We start from the raw sequence: 19,184 nt of genomic DNA, 5'->3' as shown, positions 1-19,184 counted from the left end.
GCCGTCGCCGACGCCTCCCGCAGCCGTGAACGATCACAGGTGTCGTTCGGTGGGCGAAGCCGCGTGACCGCGAACCGGGCGGTCGAGGGCCCGAAGCGCCGCTCGACGTGGGCGGGGTCGTCCTCACCGGACGTCCACCTCCGCCCAGACGGTCTTGCCGGGCGCCGGACCCGGCCCCCGCTCGTCGACGCCCCAGCGGTCCGCGAGGGCGTCGACGAGGAGAAGCCCGCGTCCGGACTCGTCGGTGGGGGCGGGGGAGAGGAGCGATGAGGGCGGACGCCTCTCGCCCCGGGCGTCCGTGACCTCGATGCGCAGGGTCGTGGGCAGCGGCAGAGGGGCGGAGAGCGCGAGCCGGAGTGCGAAATCCCGGCCGGGCACGCGGCCGTGGACGACGGCGTTCGCGGCCAGCTCGGCCACCAGCAGGCAGGCCGTTCCGGCGGCGTCCCCGTCGTAGGGGAAGCCCCACTCGTCGAGCCGCACCGCGGCCAGGTGCCGCGCGAGCCGCGCACCACGCGGAGTCGGACTGAACCGCATCCGGAACTCGTACGGACCGCACGGAGGGGTGTGGGCTCGGAGGCCGAAGAGAAGTCGACTTGAGGGGAGTTCAGGCAGCATGTCCAGCAAGGAACAGCACCACCGCGTGAGTTGGGGATGGCCACCACGTCCCGACCGGGACGTGTACGCGCTTGTACGAGGTTCTGTACGCGCCGCGCGCCGTAACGGCGACTCATGAAGCCGAGTTGACCATGCGAAGCCTGCGGACGGGGTGGTGTCACATGGGTGAGCAGAGCGACTACGGGGCGACGACGCTCAGGTACTTCGGCAGCCAGATGAAGCTGTTCCGTCGGAGGGCCGGGCTGTCCCGCGCGGAACTCGGCGATCGGATCGGGTACTCGGAGGCGACGGTCGCCTCCGTCGAGCAGGGACGGCGGATGCCGCAGCAGGAGTTCGTCGACCAGGTGGACGAGACTCTGGGCGCGGGCGGGGTGTTGCGGGCCGGCCTGCCGTACCTGCTCCAATCCCGCTACCCGACATGGTTCCGGGACTTCGCCCTGCTGGAGGCGGAGGCGGTGAGCCTGTACTCGTACGAGAACCACGTCATTCCGGGTCTTCTCCAAACCGAGGGCTACGCGAGGGCGGTGATCTCCGCCGATTGCCCACCACCAGACGACGAGAGCATCGAGAGCGGTGTGACCGCACGGCTCGATCGACAACGGCTTCTGAGCCGCAAACCGGCTCCGATTCTGGGCTTCGTCATCGAAGAGGTGGTTCTGCGCCGACCGATTGGTGGAAAGGAGACATTGCGGGCCCAGCTAAGGCACCTGCTGGAGTGCGCCGACATGCGCAATGTCTCGCTCCAGATCATGCCGACCATGCGGGAGACACACACCGGGCTGGACGGCCCCATGGTGTTGCTGGAGACCCAGGAGGAGCGCAGCCTGGCCTATGTCGAGGGACAGGGCGGCAGCTTCCTCGTCTCACAGCGGAAAGAGGTGAACAAGATGGCGCGGCGGTATGGAATCATCCGGGCACAGGCTCTCAGCCCGGAAGACTCCGCAGCTCTCATCGAACAGGCGGCAGAAGACCTATGAGCACTGAGCAGGGCATTGGCACAACCGCTGCGCCCAAGTGGTTCAAGAGCAGCTACAGCGGTAACCAAGGCGGCAACTGCGTCGAGGTCGCGACCGGTTCCGACGCCGTCCGCGTACGCGACTCGAAGGACAAGGCGGGCGGGACACTCGCCTTCACCCCTGCGGCTTGGAACGCGTTCGTCGGCCTCGCCGCGGAGGCGACGGTCGCGGAGTGAACCTCCGTGTCGGGGCCACCCGGAACTATTGGGTGGCCCCGACGTGTTCCAGCAGCGCGCCCAGGATCTCACCGGCGTGCGTCTTGGGCTTCATGATCGAAGAGGCCGTGCTGCGGCGCCCATCAGGGGAAGGGCGTGTACAGGCGACAGCTTCGGCACCTGGTGGAGTGCGCGAAGAAGCGCAACGTCCTGGTGCGGATCACGCCGACGTCGTGGGGGATCCACATGGGCATGGACAGCCCCCTTGCCATGGGAAGAATCAGTACATCTCATCGAGCAGGCGGCGGGAGACCTATGAACACCGAGCGGGCCACGGGTACCAGCGGGCTGGTGTGGTTCAAGAGCAGCTACAGCGGCGGAGACGGTGGGGAGTGCGTCGAGATCGCGGCCACGCCCAGCACCGTCCACGTGCGGGATTCCAAGGAGCCGGGACGGGAACCCTTGGCGTTCCCGCGCACGGTTTGGAGTGCGTTCGTCGGCTTCGCCGCGGAGTGAAGCCCGTATTGGGGTCGCTCGGGTCTACCGGGCGGCCCCGATGTGTTCGAGCAGGGCGCGGAAGGTTCTCGGCGTGCGTCTTGGGTTTCTGATCGAAGAAGTCGTGCTGCGGTACCTCACCGGGGAGGGGCGCGCACAAGAGGCAGCTTCGGCACGTGTCGGAGCGCGCGAAGATGCGCACTGTTTTGGTGTAGGCGATGTCGACATCGCGGGAGACCTATGAACAGAGAGCAGCCCACAAACGCGCCCGACGGACTGTCGTGGTTCAAGAGCAGCCACAGCGGTGGGGATGGCGGCAACTGCGTCGAGGTCGCGGCCGGCTCCGATGCCGTCCGCGTACGTGACTCGAAGGACAGGGCGGGTGGGACGCTCGCCTTCACCCCTGTGGCTTGGAGCGCGTTCGTCGGCTTCGCCGTGAAGTGAACCCCGTGTCGGGGCCACCTGGATCTACCGGGCGGTCCCGATGCGTTCCAGCAGCGTGCCCAGGATCTCCTCGGCGTGTGTCCACAGCACCGCGCCGCCGATGCCGGGGACGGTGCGGCGGACGGCTCCGGGGATGCGTGACGCCAGTGAGGCGCCCTGGTCGGGGGAGTGGGAGGTGTCCTCCGCGCCGTACCACAGGTCCACCGGCACCGCGATCCGCGCCAGGTTCAGCCCCCACCGCCCCCAGCGGCCCATGACCAGGGCGGTGTCGCGGGCGTAGCCGCCCGGCCCCTGGGCGAAGCCCTCCTCCAGCGCCCGCTGCCAGGCGGCGGCGAACGCCGGGTGCCGGTAGACCGCCAGGTCGCACTCCGGGCTGCCCGCCAACACCATGTCCGCCATGGCCCGAGGCGTGAAGCCGGTGAAGATCCGTTCCGCGGCGGCCGGGTCGGCGACGGCGGTGCCGACCAGTCGCCGCAGTTCCTCCGGCAGTGCGTCGGCGAACCGGGGATCGGCGATCTCGTCCGCCCCGGAGACCACGGCGAGCGCGCTCACCGCCCCCCGCGCCGCGCAGGCGAGGGCGAACGGCGCGCCCTGGGAGTTGCCCACCATGGCGGGCCGACCGAGCCCTCGGGCGGCGGCGAACGCGCGGACGTCCTCGGCGAAGTCGGCGAAGGTGCGTCCTGGGGACGGGGCGGAGGCGCCCAGGCCGGGCCGGTCCAGGGCGATCAGCCGCACCCCGAGCGCGGCCACGGCGTCCGCGCCGAAACCCAGGTGCCGGCTCGTGCCCGCGCCCGGAGAGAACAGCACGGGGACGCCGTCCGGCGGCCCCCACTCCGCCCAGCCCAGCGGCCTCCCGTCGGGAAGCCGCTCCTCGCCCACCCGCTCCGGATCGGTGACGCCCACGTCCATGCGCGCCATCCTGCCGATCCGGGCGGCGGGCCCGCGACGGTGTTTCCGCGGCGGCGCCTCCACGGAGCCGTCGTCGGTTCGGCCGGCGGAAAACCGCCGTGGTCGACCGGATCGAGCGCATGGCCGCCCCGCCCCGGAAAACGCCGTCCGACCGGCGGGAACGCCCCTCGGGCCGGTCCACAAGGGCCGGACGGGCAGGCAACGGGTACCGGTCGGGGTACTGACGTCGCCTCACGAATGTGGTTAACATCACGCCCACGCGGCAATGGCGCTGAAGCGTGACGGAGGTACGTCAGTGGTGCACTCCCGGAGCCGGGACGGCCGGAAACTGCGTGTGGCGGGCGTCCGTACGACATGGCGCACCCTCGACGACGGCGAGTTCTTCTGCCCGTCCTGCGGTGGGGACCGCAACTACAGGCGGCGCACCGGACGCCGTCGGCTGGTCGTGCTGGGCGTGCCCGTCCTGGCGCGCGGGGAGGTCGGGCCGGTGCTGGAGTGCGCCGCCTGCCGTGAGCGCTTCGGCACCGACGCGCTGGACCACCCGACCACCACCCGACTGGGCGCCATGCTCCGCGACGCCGTGCACACCGTCGCCCTGGCGGTGCTCGCGGCGGGCGGATCGGAGTCCCGCGCGGCCCGTGAGGCGGCCGTCGAGGGGATCAGGGCCGCCGGATACCCCGGATGCTCCGAGGAGCAGGTGGTCACCCTGCTCGCGGCGGTCGGCGCCGACCGCGTCACGATGGACATCGAGCTGCACGAGGCCCTGGCCCCGCTCGCCCCGCACCTCGCCCCGCCGGGCCGCGAGAGCCTGCTGTTCCTGGGCGCCCGGGTCGCCCTCGCCGACGGCGCCTACACCCCCGCCGAGCGCGCGGTGCTGGCGTCCGTCGGACGGACTCTGGAGCTGTGCCGGGACGACACCGAGCGGCTGCTCGACGTCGCCCGCAGTGCCTCCTCCTGACCGCCCTCCCCCTGTACCTCACCCCGCGCCTCCCCCCGCCCCCGCCGGGGCCCGGTGGGGGAGAATGGGGGAATGAGCCTGTTCCGCGACGACGGTGTGGTCCTGCGAACCCAGAAGCTGGGCGAGGCGGACCGCATCATCACCCTGCTCACGCGCGGACACGGCAGGGTACGGGCCGTGGCGCGGGGGGTGCGGCGCACCAAGTCCAAGTTCGGCGCGCGGCTGGAGCCCTTCTCCCACGTCGACATCCAGTTCTTCGCGCGCGGCAGCGAACTGATCGGCCGCGGGCTGCCGCTGTGCACCCAGACCGAGACGATCGCGCCCTACGGGCGGAACATCGTCACCGACTACGCCCGCTACACCGCCGGGACGGCCATGCTGGAGACGGCCGAGCGGTTCACCGACCACGAGGGCGAGCCGAACGTCCAGCAGTACCTGCTGCTGATCGGGGCGCTGCGGACCCTCGCCGCCGGGGAGCACAGTCCGGGGCTGGTGCTGGACGCCTTCCTGCTGCGCTCCCTGGCCGTCGGCGGCTACGCGCCGAGCTTCGACGCCTGCGCCCAGTGCGGGCTGCCCGGACCGAACCGGTTCTTCTCCGTCGCCGCCGGCGGCGTGGTGTGCGCCGACTGCCGGGTGCCGGGCAGCGTCGTGCCGTCCCCCGAGGCGCTGCGGCTGCTGGGCGCGCTGCTGGCCGGCGACTGGGCGACGGCCGACGCCGCCGAGGCCCGGCACGTGCGGGAGGGCAGCGGCCTGGTCTCGGCCTACCTCCACTGGCACCTGGAGCGCGGTCTGCGGTCCCTGCGCTACGTGGAGAAGGGCTGACCGGCTACGCTCCCGCTTGTCCCGACCCACGAGAGCCCGTAATCCAGGCGCGGTCGTCGAGGCCCGCCCGAGTGGAGATGAGAACCGCATGGCACGGCGCGGAATGCTGTCCCGGCAGCGTCGCGACTACCTCACCCCCGACCCGCACCCCTCCGGTGCGCGCCCGCCGAGCATCCCCGCCAACCTGGTGCCGAAGCACGTGGCGATCGTCATGGACGGCAACGGCCGCTGGGCCAAGCAGCGCGGGCTGCCGCGCACCGAGGGGCACAAGCGGGGCGAGGGCGTCGTCATGGAGGTCCTCAAGGGGTGCCTGGAGATGGGCATCGAGAACCTCTCGCTGTACGCCTTCTCCACCGAGAACTGGAAGCGGTCGCCGGAGGAGGTCCGCTTCCTGATGAACTTCAACCGCGACGTCATCCGCCGCCGCCGGGACGAGATGGACGCCCTGGGCATCCGCATCCGCTGGGTGGGCCGGATGCCCAAGCTGTGGAAGTCGGTCGTCCAGGAGCTCCAGATAGCGCAGGAGCAGACGAAGGACAACGACGCCATGACGCTGTACTTCTGCGTCAACTACGGCGGTCGCGCCGAGATCGCCGACGCGGCGGCGGCCATCGCGGCGGACGTGCGGGCCGGGCGGCTGGACCCGTCGAAGGTGACGGAGAAGACCGTCGCGAGGTACCTGTACTACCCGGACATGCCGGACGTGGACCTCTTCGTGCGGCCCTCGGGCGAGCAGCGCACGTCCAACTACCTGATATGGCAGAGCGCCTACGCCGAGATGGTCTTCCAGGACGTGCTCTGGCCCGACTTCGACCGGCGCGACCTGTGGGACGCCTGCCTGGAGTACGCCCGCCGCGACCGCCGCTTCGGCGGGGCGGAGCCCAACCGGGTGCCCGCCCCCGACGCGCGACGGGCCGAGGAGCGGGAGGAGAGCGCCCCGGACACGGCGGCCGAGCCCGGCGCCTGACCTCGCCCGGCCCCGTCGCCCGGCCCCATCGCCCGGCCCCGTCGCCCGGCCCCGCGGCCGAAAGCGGCCCGGAACGTGCCGCGTCCCCGCACGCTTCGCGTGCGGGGACGCGGTGGGCATCCCGTGGACCGGGACGGCGTCAGGACGTGGAGCGCCCGGCCGCGGCGCACTCGCCGCAGGTGCCGAAGATCTCCAGGGTGTGGGCCACGTCGACGAAGCCGTGCTCCTCGGCGATGGAGTCCGCCCACTTCTCCACGGCGGGCCCCTCCACCTCCACGGCCCTGCCGCAGTGGCGGCAGACCAGGTGGTGATGGTGGTCCTCGGTGCTGCACCGGCGGTACACGGCCTCGCCGTCGTCGTTGCGCAGCACGTCCACCTCCCCGGCGTCGGCCAGCGCCTGGAGGGTGCGGTAGACCGTGGTCAGGCCCACCGAGTCGCCTCGATGCTTGAGCATGTCGTGCAGCTCCTGGGCGCTGCGGAACTCGTCGACCTCGCTGAGAGCCGCCGCCACAGCGGCGCGCTGCCGGGTCGACCGGCCGCGTACAGGGGGACCTGCGGTCGCCACCATTGCCTCCTCACCTCGGCGCTACCTCGCGTAGCTGATCGGCCATTGTGCCAGGGTGTGGTGGGCGTGACGCGGGAGCACTCCTTACGGTGCGCCCTCGCCGACGCCCGTCACCGACGACCGTGGTCACACATCACCGCACGACCGTAGCGCCCTCGGGATCCTCCGGTGCCTCGTGGTGCGTCTTGTGGCGCGCTTCGTGGCGTTCCCCGTGCCGGGCCCCCGCCCTGCTCCTCGCCCGGACGAGGAGGGGACCCACCACCGCCAGGAGCGCGAACAGCGCGATGGCCAGCAGCACGATGCTCGCTCCGGGCGGCACGTCCGCGTAGAAGGACGTGACGGTGCCGGAGAGGGCCACCAGCACGCCGGCGGACACCGACAGTGCCAGCGTACTCGCGAAGCTGCGCGTGACCTGCTGGGCGGCGGCGACGGGCAGCACCATCAGGGCGCTCACCAGCAGCAGGCCCACCACCCGCATCGCCACGGTCACGGTGACGGCGGCGGTGACGGCCAGCAGCAGGTTGAGCAGCCGCACCGGCAGACCGGTGACCCGGGCGAACTCCTCGTCCTGGCAGACGGCGAACAACTGGCGGCGCAGCCCCAGGGAGACCGCCAGCACGAACGCGGACAGCACCACGATCGCCGTGACGTCCTCGGGCGAGACGGTGGTGATGGAACCGAAGAGGTACGTCAGCAGGTCGGCGTTGGAACCGCCCGGCGAGAGGTTGATGATCATGACACCGCCGGCCAGGCCGCCGTAGAACAGCAGCGACAGGGCGATGTCGCCGCGCGCCATGCCGTACCAGCGGATCAGCTCCATCGCGACCGCGCCGAGGGCGGAGACCAGCACGGCCGTCCACACCGGGTTGGTGCTGAGCAGGAAGCCCAGCGCCACACCGGTCATCGCCACGTGCCCGATGCCCTCGCCCATGATCGCCTGGCGGCGCTGTACGAGGTAGATGCCGACGGCCGGGGCGGCGACGCCGACCAGCAGCGCCGCCAGCAGGGCGCGCTGCATGAAGGGGTAGTCCAGCAGTTCGATCATGTCAGCAGTCCGGTCCGGGCGGGGGCGGAGGGGTCGGGGTACGGGTGGCACGCCTGGTCGTGGAGGTGGGCGGTGCCGTCCACCCGCTCGACCCGGCCGTCGTGGAGGACGACGGAGCGGTCGATCAGCGGGGCCAGCGGGCCCAGCTCGTGCAGCACCAGCAGGACGGAGGCGCCCCGGGTGGTCTGCTCGCGCAGCGCTTCGGCCAGGACGCCCTGGCTGACCAGGTCCACCCCGGCCAGGGGCTCGTCCATGACCAGCAGCTCGGGTTCGCCGGCCAGCGCGCGGGCGATCAGCACGCGCTGGTGCTGGCCGCCGGAGAGCGCGTTGACCGAGTCCCGGGCGCGGTCGGCGAGCCCGACCAGTTCCAGGGCCCGGTGCACGGCCTCCCGGTCGTCGCGGCCCAGCGGCCTCAGCCGCCTGCGGGCCAGCCGCCCGGCGGCGACCACCTCCCGCACGGTCGCGGGGACGCCGCCGGCGGCGGTCGAACGCTGTGGCACGTAGCCCAGGCGCCGCCAGTCGCGGAAGCGCCGCAGCGGGGTGCCGAACAGTTCCAGGTCGCCGCCCGTCGGCTGTACCTGGCCGACGACGGTCCGCACGGTCGTCGACTTGCCCGAGCCGTTCGCGCCGAGCAGGGCGACGACCTCGCCGCGCCCCACGGTCAGGTCGATTCCGCGCAGTACCCGCCGTGCCCCGAGCGAGGCGGTCACGCCTCGCAGGGACAGCACCGGGGGCGCCGTGGTGTGCTGCTCCGCCATGGGCGGCCTCCTTGTCGGGCTCGTCGGGCTCATCGGGTCGTTCGGGTCGTTCGGGCCGTTCGGTTCGGTCGGTCCGTTCGGGGTCACGCGGCGCCGAGCGCCTTCCGCAGCGCCTGGAGATTGGCGCGCATGACCTCCAGGTAGTCGTCGCCCCGGGAGGTGTCGCCGATCCCCTCGACCGGGTCGAGGACGTCGGTGCGCAGGCCCAGGTCGTCGGCGAAGGTCCTGGCCGTCCGGTCGCTGGCGGCGGTCTCGAAGAAGACGGTGTTCACCCCGTCCTCCTCGGCGACCTTGTGGAGCGCCTTCATCCGGGCGCCGCTGGGCTCGGACTCGGGGTCGAGGCCGGCGATGGACTCCTCGTGGAGGCCGTAGCGGTCGGCGAGGTAGCCGAAGGCCGAGTGGGTGGTGATGAAGGTGTCCGTCCGGCGGTTCTCCAGACCCTCGCGGAAGTCGGCGTCCAGGTCCTTCAGCTTCTTCGTCAGCGCGTCGGCGTTCTTCCGGTAGTCGGCGGCGTGGTCCGGGTCGGCCTCGGCCAGGGCCTCGCCGACGCCCTCGGCGACCTCGGCGTACTTCACCGGGTCGAGCCAGACGTGCGGGTCGGCGGCGTCCTCGCCGTGGTCGTGGCCCTCGTGCTCCCCGGCGTGCTCCTCGTGCCCGTGCCCGTCGTGTTCGTCCTGGTGACCGGGACCGTTCTTCCTCAGCTCGGTGTACGAGCCGGCCTCGGCGACGTGCTCCACGCCGGACTGCTCGACGGCCTTGTCGACGGCGGGCTGGAACCCCTTCAGGTAGACGACGAGGTCGGCCTCGCTCAGCGAGGCGATCTGCCGGGGGCTGAGCTCCAGGTCGTGGGCCTCCACGCCGGGCTTGGTGAGGGTCTCGACCGTGACGTGCGTCCCGCCGATCTCCTCGGCGAGGAATCGCATCGGATAGAAAGAGGCGACGACGTTCACCCCCTCGCCTTCGCCCTGTCCCGCCGTGCCGGTGCCACAGGCGGTCAGGCCGAGCACGCCCAGGGCGGCGGCACCCGCCAGGACGGTGCGGGAGGCGGTGCGAGGGCGGGGTATGAGGGGGCGTCGGCGACTGTTCATGACACCCATTTTCACTCTAGATGGAAATGATTGTCAAATGAGATGAGGAGTTTTCCGTCGGATCGGACCGGGTTCCCGGGGAGCGGCGCCCGAACCCCGGACCGGTTTGGCCAGGGCCCCTTGGTCGCCGGTAACCTGAGGTATTCCGTCGTCTGTAACGAAGAGAGCACCGTGGCCGCCGACAAGATCGACACCATCGTCAGCCTCAGCAAGCGTCGTGGCTTCGTCTACCCCTCCAGCGAGATCTATGGAGGGACGAGGGCCGCCTGGGACTACGGTCCGCTGGGCGTGGAGCTGAAGGAGAACATCAAGCGCCAATGGTGGCGCTCCATGGTCACCTCGCGCGACGACGTGGTCGGCATCGACTCGTCGGTGATCCTCGCCCCCGAGGTGTGGGTGGCGTCCGGTCACGTCGCCACCTTCACCGACCCGCTGACCGAGTGCACCTCGTGCCACAAGCGGTTCCGCGCGGACCACCTGGAGGAGGCGTACGAGGCCAAGCACGGCCGCCTCCCGGCGAACGGCCTGGCCGACGTCAACTGCCCGAACTGTGGCAACAAGGGCCAGTTCACCGAGCCCAAGCAGTTCTCCGGCCTGCTGTCCACGCACCTCGGCCCCACCCAGGACTCCGCCTCGGTCGCCTACCTCCGCCCGGAGACGGCGCAGGGCATCTTCACCAACTTCGCCGCCGTCCAGCAGACCTCGCGCCGGAAGCCGCCATTCGGCATCGCGCAGATGGGCAAGTCCTTCCGGAACGAGATCACTCCGGGCAACTTCATCTTCCGGACCCGCGAGTTCGAGCAGATGGAGATGGAGTTCTTCGTCAAGCCGGGCGAGGACGAGAAGTGGCACGAGTACTGGATGGAGCAGCGCTGGAACTGGTACACCGACCTCGGCCTGCGCGAGGAGAACATGCGGTGGTACGAGCACCCCAAGGAGAAGCTCTCCCACTACTCCAAGCGCACCGCCGACATCGAGTACCGCTTCCACTTCGGCGGCAGCGAGTGGGGTGAGCTGGAGGGCGTGGCCAACCGCACCGACTTCGACCTCACCGCCCACTCCAAGGCGTCCGGCCAGGACCTGTCGTACTTCGACCAGGAGGCCGGCGAGCGCTGGACGCCGTACGTCATCGAGCCCGCCGCCGGTGTCGGCCGCACCATGCTCGCGTTCATGCTCGACGCCTACGTCGAGGACGAGGCGCCCAACGCCAAGGGCAAGATGGAGAAGCGCGTCGTGATGCGCCTCGACCCGCGCCTGGCGCCGGTCAAGGTCGCCGTCCTGCCGCTCTCCCGGAACCCGCAGCTCTCGCCGAAGGCCAAGGAGCTGGCGACCGCGCTGCGCCGGCACTGGAACATCGAGTTCGACGACGCCGGCGCCATCGGCCGCCGCTACCGCCGCCAGGACGAGATCGGCACCCCGTACTGCGTCACCATCGACTTCGACACGCTCGAGGACAACGCGGTGACGGTGCGCGAGCGCGACTCGATGAAGCAGGAGCGGGTCTCGCTCGACCAGGTCGAGTCCTACCTCGCCGGCCGCCTGCTCGGCTGCTGAGCCGACCCGCCGGCCCGGTCCTCCCTCGAAGGCCTCCGGTCTCCCGCTCTCGCGGGGGCCGGGGGCCTTCGGCGTGTCCGGTGGGCGTCCGGGCGGGCCGGCGGGACGACCCCGTGCCGTGCGTCCTGCCGGATTCCGGCAATCGGAAGACGCCCGACGCTGCTGCCATCACCCCTGTCACCGCGGCCCCTCGTCCACCAGACTCGGTCAGGGGCGCACGGGGGCGTCCGGAAGGGGGACGAGACGCGGATGCCGACAACGAGCATGGTCAGCGGTTACGGGACGGACGGACGTTTCCACGAGGTGCGGATCGTCCGCACGCTCGCCTTCCGCCGCGGCGCGGAGGACGTCCGGTACATCGTCTGCGGCACCTGCGACCAGCGACGGGCGGTGCGGGGGCCGGTCCGCTCCGAGGCCGCCCACCACCTCGCCGAGCACGGCGCGGCGCGCGGCGGCGCACGGCAGCGGCTGAGCCCGGCGCCCTGGATCCTGGGGCTGATCGGGGCGGCCGGTTTCCTCGCCGTCTTCGCCGCCGCGGTGCTGGGCCACTGAGCCCGCCGGCGGGAGCGAGCGAGGACGAGCGGGGGGCGGGAACCCGTCCGGGCACCCGCCCGGATGAGGGACAATGGGGGGATCGTCCCCCTCCAGCGCCGCGGAGCGCCCCGAAGCGACAGAGGATGCCCACGCCCATGACACAGCAGCTCGCCATCGGACCGCACACGGTCCGGCCGCCGGTGGTCCTCGCGCCGATGGCCGGGATCACCAACGCGCCGTTCCGGACGCTGTGCCGCGAGTTCAGTGGCGGCAGGGGACTGTTCGTCAGCGAGATGATCACCACGCGGGCGCTGGTGGAGCGGGACGCGAAGACGATGCGGCTCATCCGCTTCGACGCGAGCGAGAAGCCGCGCTCCATCCAGCTCTACGGCGTGGACCCGGCGACCGTCGGCAAGGCCGTCCGCATGATCGCCGACGAGGACCTGGCCGACCACATCGACCTCAACTTCGGCTGCCCCGTCCCCAAGGTGACCCGCAAGGGCGGCGGCTCCGCGCTGCCCTACAAGCGCCCCCTGCTGCGGGCGATCCTGCGCGAGGCCGTGACGGGCGCGGGCGGGCTGCCGGTGACGATGAAGATGCGCAAGGGCATCGACGACGACCACCTCACCTATCTGGACGCCGGCCGCATCGCCGTGGAGGAGGGCGTCACCGCCATCGCCCTGCACGGCCGCACCGCCGCCCAGCACTACGGCGGCACCGCCGACTGGGAGGCCATCGCGCGGCTGAAGGAGGCCGTCCCCGAGATCCCGGTGCTGGGCAACGGCGACATCTGGTCGGCCGACGACGCCGTGCGGATGATGCGGGAGACCGGCTGCGACGGGGTCGTGGTCGGACGCGGCTGCCTGGGACGACCGTGGCTCTTCGCCGACCTGGTCAACGCCTGCTCCGGCTCCGACGAGCGCGCCCGGCCGACGCTGCGGGAGGTCGCCGCGGTGATGCTGCGGCACGCCCGGCTGCTGGGGGAGTGGCTGGAGGACGAGGAGCGCGGCGTGATCGACTTCCGCAAGCACGTCGCCTGGTACACCAAGGGCTTCTCGGTCGGCTCCGAGATGCGCCGGAAGCTGGCCGTCGCCTCCGGCCTGGCGGAGTTGGAGGACCTGCTGGGCGAGCTGGAACTGGACCAGCCCTGGCCGGCGGGGGCCGACGGCCCGCGCGGGCGCACCTCGGGCCGCAACCGGGTCGTCCTGCCGGACGGCTGGCTGGACGACCCGAACGACTGCGCGGGCGTCACGGCGGACGCCGAGCTGGACACCTCCGGCGGCTGACCCGAACGGGGAACCGGGCCCATGGCGTGAGGCGGACGAAGCCGCTCTCCGCCGTGGGGCGGGTGTTCAACGCCTCGCTCACCTCGCCCGGCCCTCCCGCGTCCATGGTGTCCAGGTCGCCGGGCCGGCGCTTCCGGCCGGGTAGTCGTCGAGCGGGACGCGACCGTCGCGCCACGCGGCCAGCACCGGCTCGACGATGCGCCAGGACTCCACCGACATGTCGCCGCGCACCGACAGGGGCATCTCGTCCTCCAGGATGCCGCGGAGCACCTCGCCGTACTCGAGCAGCTCGCCGGGGCCGAAGCTGGTGTCGAGCGTCACCGGGGTGACGGTGGACGGGTCGCCCGGCCCGTTGATGTTGATGTCCAGTTCGATGCGGCGGCGGCCGATGCCGATGCGCAGTCGGTTGCCCAGGACGTCGCCGACGAGCCCGTCCGGAACGCGCTGGGGGGCCTTGAACCAGAAGGTGATCTCCTGTCGGGGCGTGCCGAGGGCCTTGCCCGAGCGGACGCGGAACGGCACGCCGGCCCACCGCCAGGTGTCGACGGCGAACACGACCTCGGCCAGGGTCTCGGTCCCCCGGGCGGGGTCGACGCCCGGTTCGTCGGCGTAGGAGGGGAGCGAGCGGCCGTCGACCGTGCCGGCGGTGTAGCGGGCGCGGCGGCTGAACCGCTCGGGACGGTCGTCCCAGACGCGGGTGGCGCGCAGGACGTACGCCTTGGCGTCCCGCACGTCGAGCGGTCCCAGGGTGTGCGGTGCGGGCATCGCCACGAGCGCCAGCACCTGGAGCAGGTGGCTCTGGATCACATCGCGCAGGGCGCCGGCCCCGTCGTAGAAGCCGGCACGGCCCTCCAGACCGAGCGTCTCGTCGAACACGATGTCGACCGCGTCGACGTGTTCCGCGGTGAGCAGCGGTTCGATCACCCGGTTGGCGAATCGGACGCCCAGGATGTTGAGCACCGTCGACATGCCGAGGAAGTGGTCGACGCGGTGCACGTGGTCTTCCGGCACCAGATCGTGCAGCAGCTCGTTCAGCGCGGCGGCACTGGCCGCGTCGGTGCCGAAGGGCTTCTCCAGCACCAGGCGCGTACCGTCGGGCACGCCGATCCGGGCCAACGCCCGGCAGGCCTCGACCGTGACCGCCGGCGGCAGCGCGAAGTACAGCGTGAGGCGACCGCGGCGGCACGCCAGCAGGCGACGCAGGTCGCCCTCGTCGGCGGCGTCCGCGGCCACGTAGCGCGCGTCGCGGACGACGGCGTCGACGGCCGGTCCGTCGGCCCCGCCGGCCGCGAACGCCTGCGCGACGGTCGCCCGCCACTCCTCGTCGCTCCACTCGCCGCGGTTGCTGCCGACGAGGAAGAGGTCGGCCAGTGACGACGCGGCGACGAGGCTGCCCAACCCCGGAAGGAGCAGCCGGGACGTCAGATCGCCGCGCGCGCCGAGGATGAGCAGCGTCTGGGTCCGCTCGTCCGGCCCACCGTTCGGACCGCTCGCGGGGACGTCGGCGGCGCTCATCCGGCGAACTCCCGAACCGGCAGGCCCCTGACGCCCGGGTCGCAGGCGAACAGCGCGCCCGCCTCCGGCTCGGCGCCGGGTTCGAGGTGCTCGCGCGAGGTCGTGATGAACAGCCGGTCGAGTCCCGGCCCGCCGAAGGCGCACGCCGTCGCCTTGGTGACCGGGAGTTCCACGACCTCGTCGAGGGTGCCGTCCGGCGCGTACCGGCGCACCGATCCGCCGCCGTACAGGGCGACCCACACGCCGCCCTCCGCGTCGACCGTCAACCCGTCCGGGCCATCCGGTACGGCGGTGAACGGACGCCGCCCGCTCAGCCCGCCCGCACGGTCGTATTCGAAGACGTCGATGCGGCCGGTCGCGGTGTCGACGTAGTAGGCGCGGTCTCCGTCGGGACTCCACTCCAGGCCGTTGGAGATCGTCACGGCGTCCAGCACGGTCGTCGTCGAACCGTCCGGATCCAGCCGGTGGAGCGATCCGGCTCCCGGCCGGGTGTCGTAGGCCATGGAACCGCAGTAGAACCGCCCGTCGGGATCGCAGCCGCCCTCGTTCATCCGTACCCGCTCGTCACCGCTCCACAGGGGTTCCAAAAGGGTCACCTCTCCATCCGCGTCCTCGAGGGCGAAGCCGCGTTCGACACCGATCACGGCGCCGCCTCGCCGCCTGGGTCGGACCGCGGCGACGATGGTGTCGACGTGCCGCCGCGTCACGGTTCCGTCCGAGGCGAGCGACAGCACGTCCCCGGCCAGCATGTCCAACCATCGCAGGCCACCCCACGCCTCGGACCAGACCGGCCCTTCACCGTGGTACGCGAGTGGCTCGGTGACCTGTTCGGCCCTCACCGTCGCCACCTCCCTTCCGTCGTGCCTTCCGCCGTGCCCTCCGCCGTGTCTTCCGCCGTGGACACGGCCCGCCGGAACCGTCCGACGCCGGGTGGGCGGGGCGACCGGGTGGCATCATGAGAAAGGTGAGCGCGCCGCGGTCCCGCACAGCCCACGCGGTGGTGCGTCGGGTGGCAGCCGGTCTCTCGGCCGCCGGCCGCCGAGTGACGGCCGACGTGTGGCCGCTTCTGCAGGCCACCGCCAGTGCCACGGCGGCGTGGCTGGTGGCCCGCTACCTGTTCGACCACCCCACTCCGTACTTCGCTCCCATCGCGGCGATGATCGCGCTGACCGCGAACCTCGGCGAACGCGGTCAGCACGCGGTCCGGCTCCTGTGGGGCGTGATCCTGGGCCTTGCGGTCGGTGAGGCCGTGCTCGCCACCGTGGGGACCGGTCCGGGCGCGATGGCGCTGGGCGTCTTCGTCACCCTCACGGCCGCCCGCGCCCTTGGGAGCCCGCAACTCGTCGTCGTCCAGGCCACGGTGAGCACCATCCTCGTGGTGGCGGTGGGTGACGAGGCGAACGGTGTCCAGCGCCTGGTGGACGTGCTGACCGGCGCGGGCATCGCCCTGGTGGTCACCCAGATCCTCTTCCCGCCCGAACCACTGGCACTGCTGCGCCGCGCCGAGAAATCGGCGCTCACCGCGATCGCCGACGGCCTCGCCAGCACCGCCGACGCCATCGCCCGGGACGACGACGGACTCGCCGAGCGCGCGGTCGGAAAACTCCGCGACGTGCTGGACCGTCTGGAGGAGCTGCGCCGGGTGGGGCGGGCCGGTACGAGTATGGCCCGTCGCGCGCTGGTGGGGCGGGCGACCGTCGTCGTGCGCGAGAAGGAGAACGCGGAACACCTCGACCTGCTGGGTGCCGGCTGCCTCATGCTCGCGCGCCTCGTCGCGTCGGCCGACTCCGATGCCCGCGGCCGGTTCCAGCGGCCGGTGCGCGACCTGGCGGACGTCATCGCCTCGCTGGCCCACGCGCTCGACGACCGCGACGTCCGCCAGCGCGCCGCGGACCGCGCGCTGGACCTCGCGACGCGGATCACCGTGGACGTCGGGCCGGCCGATTCGGACCGGACGTTCCTGGTCCACAGTCTCCGCACGGTCGCGACCGACGTCATCGTGTTCGCCGGCGTCGACCTCGCCGACGCGATCGAGGCCGTCCGCGACGGAGTGCCGGCCCAGCGGGTGCCGCCCCCCGCTCCGGTGTCCGGCCGCCTCCTCGGCTGGGCCGGGCGGATGTGGAGCAGGGCTCGCCGATCGCCTGACCGGAACGGGTCGGGGTGAGGGAGGTCGCTGAGTCGAAGGGTCAGGTTGTGCCCCGTCGTTCCTGGGCATGGCAACCCCTGTCCGAGGTGGTGGGCCGACCGGCAGGCGGTGCCGGACCGCCTCCGGGCCGATGATTCCCAACGCTCGGGCCGTACGCATCCGCACCGCGGCCCTCCGAGGGACGGCTCACCACGAACGGCGGACCGACGTCACGGGCCCCGGCCCGGACGCCACCCGCCCGGCCCACGCCCCGTCCGGCCTGTTCGTGGTGCCGGGAGGACCGTGACAGGACGGCTCGCACCCCGCACCGAGCAGGTCCGTCCGAGGCGGCGGCAGGGGCGGACGGCAAGCCCTCACCGGGGTGCTTCGCCGCCCTTCACCCGAACCTTCCCCCGAGCCTCGGCGCGAGCTTCGACAAGGGCCTCCACGCGGGCCTCCACCCGAGCCTCGACACGGGCCTCCACACGGGCCTCGACGGGGACGGGAACGGGGACGGACGCCGGGGCGTCCTCCGCGGCCCGCGCCGCCGTCAGCAGGTCCAGGGTGAGCGCCGCCGTCCAGCCGAACTCCCGGCTGCCGTGCCCGGCGCCGGTGTGCGGGTCGACGTACTCGGCGAAGTCCGAGGCGACGGCCGCCGCCACCGCCGCGCTCCGCAGGGCGTCGGCCCGCGCGGTCTGGCCATGCTGCCGCAGGCCCCGCTCCATCAGCCAGTTGACGTTGAACCAGGCGGGTCCGCGCCAGTAGCGGCGCGGGTCGAAGGCGGGTCCGCGCAGGTCGTAGCTGGGCACCAGCCGCACGGTGGCGCCCAGGCCGAAGTGCTCGCCGCAGACCGTGTCCAGCAGCGCGCGGACGACGTCCGACGGCAGGCCCGGCACGATCAGCGGCAGCAGTCCGGCGACGCTGCGCTCGGCGATCGGCTTCCCGGACCGCACGTCGCGGCAGAGGAACTGTCCGGCCCGCGCGTCCCACAGCCGCTCCACCAGCGCGGCGGTCAGTCTGCGGGCCCGCCGGCGGTGCGCGTCGGCGTCGGCGCGCAGTCCGTTTCGGGTCTCGGAGACGGGGTCGGGGACGATCTCGGGCGCGATCTCGTCGGCGATGTCCGCGAGGGCGTGCTCGGAGGCGATCAGCAGGGCGTTGAAGCCGGGGTCCTCGACGGCGAACCGGTGTGGTGCCCGGGCGTCCAGGTAGCCGTGGTCGCGGTAGTCGGTCGCCAGCCGCACGTACCGGGCGTAGTCCAGGTCGGTGGGGCGGTCCGCGGCGGTGCCGTGGTCGAGGTCGGCGCGGCGGAAGGAACCGGCGGGCGCCGGCTCGACGCGCGCCAACGGTCCGTCCCAACATGGGCTGTTGTCCATGCCGGGCTCCCACGGGTGGACGACGGACACCAGACCGCCTCCGCCCAGGTCGCGGTGGGTGGTGAGGTAGCGGTGCCAGGCGACCAGCTTTGGATACAGCCGCCGCAGGAAGCCGCGCCGCCGCGAGGTCGCCGGGTCGGCCCGGTGCACCAGCCAGGCGGCCAGCGCGTGGACGGGCGGCTGCACGATGCCCGAGGTCTCGACGTCCTTCGGCGCCCCGGCCGAGGCCCCGGCGGTGGAGGATCGCCAGAAGTCGGGGCTGGGGAAGTAGGCGCCCAGGGGGACGGACGGGTTGAAGACGATGTGCGGGACGCGCCCGTCGCCCCACTGGGCGGCCAGCAGCGTCTCCAGTTCGCGCTGGGCGCGCGCCGACGACACGTGGCGCAGGCCGATCGCGATGAACGCCGAGTCCCAGCTCCACTGGTGCGGGTACAGGCCGCGGGAGGGGACGGTGGAACTCCCCGTCCAGTTGCGCAGCAGCACCCGCCGCGCGGCGTGACGCGGTTCGCGCGCGGCGACGTCGGCCGCGGAACGCTGGGCGGGAACGTAGGGGCGCGGGCGCGGGCGCGGGAGCGGTGACGGCGACGGCGATGGTGACGAGGTCATCGGATCGCCGCCCGACGACCGGCGGGGGGAACGGCCCGCGCGGACCCGAAGCCGCCGGTCGGCGTGTGTGCGCCGACGGAGGGAACGGCCGGGTGCGGGGGACGGAACCGCGGGTATCCGGTCGAGGTCCGGGGGAGGTCCCCCGGGACGGCAGTGGGTCGGGGAGGGTCGGTGAAAGGTACGACGCGCTCCACGTGAACTCCGAGGGTCTGGAAGTGACGTCTGGGTTACGTCTACGCAAGCCTAGGGTTTTGTCTTACTGAAAGGCAGAAATCGGGTTGTGATGCCTGACACATGGGGCGTGAAAAGGCGTGAGAAGGGCGTGGCCGGGAAGAGGCGCCCTCGTCAACTCCG

At 72.4% G+C, this 19,184-nt stretch carries 20 protein-coding genes and 1 pseudogene; 12 read left to right on the top strand and 9 right to left on the bottom strand.

The window, feature by feature from the left end:
* Positions 1–123: 123 nt before the first annotated feature.
* Complete coding sequence (locus IF47_RS0106920; protein WP_031507418.1) at positions 124–534, bottom strand: ATP-binding protein; 411 nt, start codon at positions 532–534, stop codon at positions 124–126.
* Between the two features lie 242 nt (positions 535–776).
* Between IF47_RS0106920 and IF47_RS0106915 the strand changes: the two genes are divergently transcribed.
* The 5 genes and pseudogenes from IF47_RS0106915 to IF47_RS0106895 all read left to right on the top strand — a co-directional run bounded on the left by IF47_RS0106915 (position 777) and on the right by IF47_RS0106895 (position 2,725).
* Positions 777–1,592 carry a helix-turn-helix domain-containing protein gene (locus IF47_RS0106915; protein WP_031507417.1) on the top strand — a complete coding sequence of 272 codons (816 nt, stop codon included), beginning with the start codon at positions 777–779 and terminating at the stop codon, positions 1,590–1,592.
* Entirely contained in the window at positions 1,589–1,807 is a 219-nt protein-coding gene (locus IF47_RS0106910; RefSeq protein WP_051717164.1) for a DUF397 domain-containing protein, read from the top strand. Before IF47_RS0106915 ends, IF47_RS0106910 begins: the two co-directional genes overlap by 4 nt.
* A 135-nt stretch (positions 1,808–1,942) precedes the next feature.
* A pseudogene (locus tag IF47_RS32105) lies at positions 1,943–2,002 on the top strand (hypothetical protein); the annotation flags it as partial.
* 99 nt (positions 2,003–2,101) lie between these two features.
* Complete coding sequence (locus IF47_RS0106900) at positions 2,102–2,302, top strand: DUF397 domain-containing protein (protein ID WP_031507415.1); 201 nt, start codon at positions 2,102–2,104, stop codon at positions 2,300–2,302.
* A gap of 219 nt (positions 2,303–2,521) precedes the next feature.
* Positions 2,522–2,725 carry a DUF397 domain-containing protein gene (locus IF47_RS0106895; protein ID WP_031507414.1) on the top strand — a complete coding sequence of 68 codons (204 nt, stop codon included), beginning with the start codon at positions 2,522–2,524 and terminating at the stop codon, positions 2,723–2,725.
* Positions 2,726–2,749: 24 nt separating this feature from the next.
* On the opposite strand, the gene IF47_RS0106890 is transcribed toward IF47_RS0106895, so the two are convergent.
* Positions 2,750–3,634, bottom strand: a complete 885-nt coding sequence (locus IF47_RS0106890; protein ID WP_211257173.1) for an alpha/beta fold hydrolase — start codon at positions 3,632–3,634, stop codon at positions 2,750–2,752.
* A 295-nt stretch (positions 3,635–3,929) separates the two neighbouring features.
* Between IF47_RS0106890 and IF47_RS0106885 the strand changes: the two genes are divergently transcribed.
* From IF47_RS0106885 to IF47_RS0106875, 3 genes are all read left to right on the top strand, one after another.
* Complete coding sequence (locus tag IF47_RS0106885; RefSeq protein WP_031507412.1) at positions 3,930–4,592, top strand: TerB family tellurite resistance protein; 663 nt, start codon at positions 3,930–3,932, stop codon at positions 4,590–4,592.
* A 72-nt stretch (positions 4,593–4,664) separates the two neighbouring features.
* Positions 4,665–5,414 (top strand): DNA repair protein RecO, encoded by a 750-nt coding sequence (gene recO, locus IF47_RS0106880; RefSeq protein ID WP_031507411.1) that lies wholly within the window; start codon positions 4,665–4,667, stop codon positions 5,412–5,414.
* Positions 5,415–5,502: 88 nt separating this feature from the next.
* Entirely contained in the window at positions 5,503–6,381 is an 879-nt protein-coding gene (locus IF47_RS0106875; protein WP_078591615.1) for an isoprenyl transferase, read from the top strand.
* Positions 6,382–6,520: 139 nt separating this feature from the next.
* Here the strand turns inward: IF47_RS0106875 and IF47_RS0106870 are convergent, their stop codons facing one another.
* The 4 genes from IF47_RS0106870 to IF47_RS0106855 form a co-directional block, all read right to left on the bottom strand.
* Entirely contained in the window at positions 6,521–6,946 is a 426-nt protein-coding gene (locus IF47_RS0106870; protein WP_037732162.1) for a Fur family transcriptional regulator, read from the bottom strand.
* Between the two features lie 133 nt (positions 6,947–7,079).
* A complete protein-coding gene (locus tag IF47_RS0106865) occupies positions 7,080–7,991 on the bottom strand; it encodes a metal ABC transporter permease (RefSeq protein WP_078591614.1) in 912 nt (303 codons plus the stop codon).
* Positions 7,988–8,782 (bottom strand): metal ABC transporter ATP-binding protein, encoded by a 795-nt coding sequence (locus IF47_RS0106860; RefSeq protein WP_078591639.1) that lies wholly within the window; start codon positions 8,780–8,782, stop codon positions 7,988–7,990. The genes IF47_RS0106865 and IF47_RS0106860 overlap by 4 nt, the downstream gene beginning before the upstream one ends.
* 50 nt (positions 8,783–8,832) lie before the next feature.
* Positions 8,833–9,837: a metal ABC transporter substrate-binding protein gene (locus IF47_RS0106855; RefSeq protein ID WP_031507406.1), complete on the bottom strand. Its 1,005-nt coding sequence runs from the start codon at positions 9,835–9,837 to the stop codon at positions 8,833–8,835.
* A 171-nt stretch (positions 9,838–10,008) separates the two neighbouring features.
* Here IF47_RS0106855 and IF47_RS0106850 point away from each other — a divergent pair, with 171 nt between their 5' ends.
* The 3 genes from IF47_RS0106850 (at position 10,009) to dusB (ending at position 13,211) form a co-directional block, all read left to right on the top strand.
* Positions 10,009–11,391 carry a glycine--tRNA ligase gene (locus tag IF47_RS0106850; protein ID WP_031507405.1) on the top strand — a complete coding sequence of 461 codons (1,383 nt, stop codon included), beginning with the start codon at positions 10,009–10,011 and terminating at the stop codon, positions 11,389–11,391.
* 249 nt (positions 11,392–11,640) lie between these two features.
* Positions 11,641–11,943 carry a hypothetical protein gene (locus tag IF47_RS0106845; RefSeq protein ID WP_157839925.1) on the top strand — a complete coding sequence of 101 codons (303 nt, stop codon included), beginning with the start codon at positions 11,641–11,643 and terminating at the stop codon, positions 11,941–11,943.
* 125 nt (positions 11,944–12,068) lie between these two features.
* Positions 12,069–13,211: a tRNA dihydrouridine synthase DusB gene (gene dusB / locus IF47_RS0106840; RefSeq protein WP_031507403.1), complete on the top strand. Its 1,143-nt coding sequence runs from the start codon at positions 12,069–12,071 to the stop codon at positions 13,209–13,211.
* Between the two features lie 78 nt (positions 13,212–13,289).
* On the opposite strand, the gene IF47_RS0106835 is transcribed toward dusB, so the two are convergent.
* Complete coding sequence (locus tag IF47_RS0106835) at positions 13,290–14,726, bottom strand: glucose-6-phosphate dehydrogenase (RefSeq protein WP_051717160.1); 1,437 nt, start codon at positions 14,724–14,726, stop codon at positions 13,290–13,292.
* A complete protein-coding gene (locus IF47_RS0106830; RefSeq protein ID WP_031507401.1) occupies positions 14,723–15,565 on the bottom strand; it encodes an SMP-30/gluconolactonase/LRE family protein in 843 nt (280 codons plus the stop codon). Before IF47_RS0106830 ends, IF47_RS0106835 begins: the two co-directional genes overlap by 4 nt.
* Positions 15,566–15,735: 170 nt before the next feature.
* Between IF47_RS0106830 and IF47_RS0106825 the strand changes: the two genes are divergently transcribed.
* Positions 15,736–16,890, top strand: coding sequence for an FUSC family protein (locus tag IF47_RS0106825; RefSeq protein WP_245641025.1), 1,155 nt, complete (start codon positions 15,736–15,738; stop codon positions 16,888–16,890).
* A gap of 335 nt (positions 16,891–17,225) precedes the next feature.
* Here the strand turns inward: IF47_RS0106825 and IF47_RS0106815 are convergent, their stop codons facing one another.
* Positions 17,226–18,830 carry an MGH1-like glycoside hydrolase domain-containing protein gene (locus IF47_RS0106815; RefSeq protein WP_106982507.1) on the bottom strand — a complete coding sequence of 535 codons (1,605 nt, stop codon included), beginning with the start codon at positions 18,828–18,830 and terminating at the stop codon, positions 17,226–17,228.
* Between the last annotated feature and the right edge of the window lie 354 nt (positions 18,831–19,184).

It is taken from the genome of Streptomyces megasporus (assembly GCF_000718985.1).
GTDB classification, from domain to species: domain Bacteria; phylum Actinomycetota; class Actinomycetes; order Streptomycetales; family Streptomycetaceae; genus Streptomyces; species Streptomyces megasporus.
Note: the sequence above shows the minus strand (reverse complement) of the source record. Positions and strands in the feature narration are given on the sequence as shown.

Bases quoted from the DNA above. Each gene is read 5' to 3' on its own strand.
- IF47_RS0106920 (WP_031507418.1), bottom strand. From the start codon at position 534: ATGCGGTTCAGTCCGACTCCGCGTGGTGCGCGGCTCGCGCGGCACCTG.
- IF47_RS0106915 (WP_031507417.1), top strand. From the start codon at position 777: ATGGGTGAGCAGAGCGACTACGGGGCGACGACGCTCAGGTACTTCGGC.
- IF47_RS0106910 (WP_051717164.1), top strand. From the start codon at position 1,589: ATGAGCACTGAGCAGGGCATTGGCACAACCGCTGCGCCCAAGTGGTTC.
- IF47_RS0106900 (WP_031507415.1), top strand. From the start codon at position 2,102: ATGAACACCGAGCGGGCCACGGGTACCAGCGGGCTGGTGTGGTTCAAG.
- IF47_RS0106895 (WP_031507414.1), top strand. From the start codon at position 2,522: ATGAACAGAGAGCAGCCCACAAACGCGCCCGACGGACTGTCGTGGTTC.
- IF47_RS0106890 (WP_211257173.1), bottom strand. From the start codon at position 3,634: ATGGACGTGGGCGTCACCGATCCGGAGCGGGTGGGCGAGGAGCGGCTT.
- recO (WP_031507411.1), top strand. From the start codon at position 4,665: ATGAGCCTGTTCCGCGACGACGGTGTGGTCCTGCGAACCCAGAAGCTG.
- IF47_RS0106875 (WP_078591615.1), top strand. From the start codon at position 5,503: ATGGCACGGCGCGGAATGCTGTCCCGGCAGCGTCGCGACTACCTCACC.
- IF47_RS0106865 (WP_078591614.1), bottom strand. From the start codon at position 7,991: ATGATCGAACTGCTGGACTACCCCTTCATGCAGCGCGCCCTGCTGGCG.
- IF47_RS0106860 (WP_078591639.1), bottom strand. From the start codon at position 8,782: ATGAGCCCGACGAGCCCGACAAGGAGGCCGCCCATGGCGGAGCAGCAC.
- IF47_RS0106855 (WP_031507406.1), bottom strand. From the start codon at position 9,837: ATGAACAGTCGCCGACGCCCCCTCATACCCCGCCCTCGCACCGCCTCC.
- IF47_RS0106845 (WP_157839925.1), top strand. From the start codon at position 11,641: ATGCCGACAACGAGCATGGTCAGCGGTTACGGGACGGACGGACGTTTC.
- dusB (WP_031507403.1), top strand. From the start codon at position 12,069: ATGCCCACGCCCATGACACAGCAGCTCGCCATCGGACCGCACACGGTC.
- IF47_RS0106835 (WP_051717160.1), bottom strand. From the start codon at position 14,726: ATGAGCGCCGCCGACGTCCCCGCGAGCGGTCCGAACGGTGGGCCGGAC.
- IF47_RS0106815 (WP_106982507.1), bottom strand. From the start codon at position 18,830: ATGACCTCGTCACCATCGCCGTCGCCGTCACCGCTCCCGCGCCCGCGC.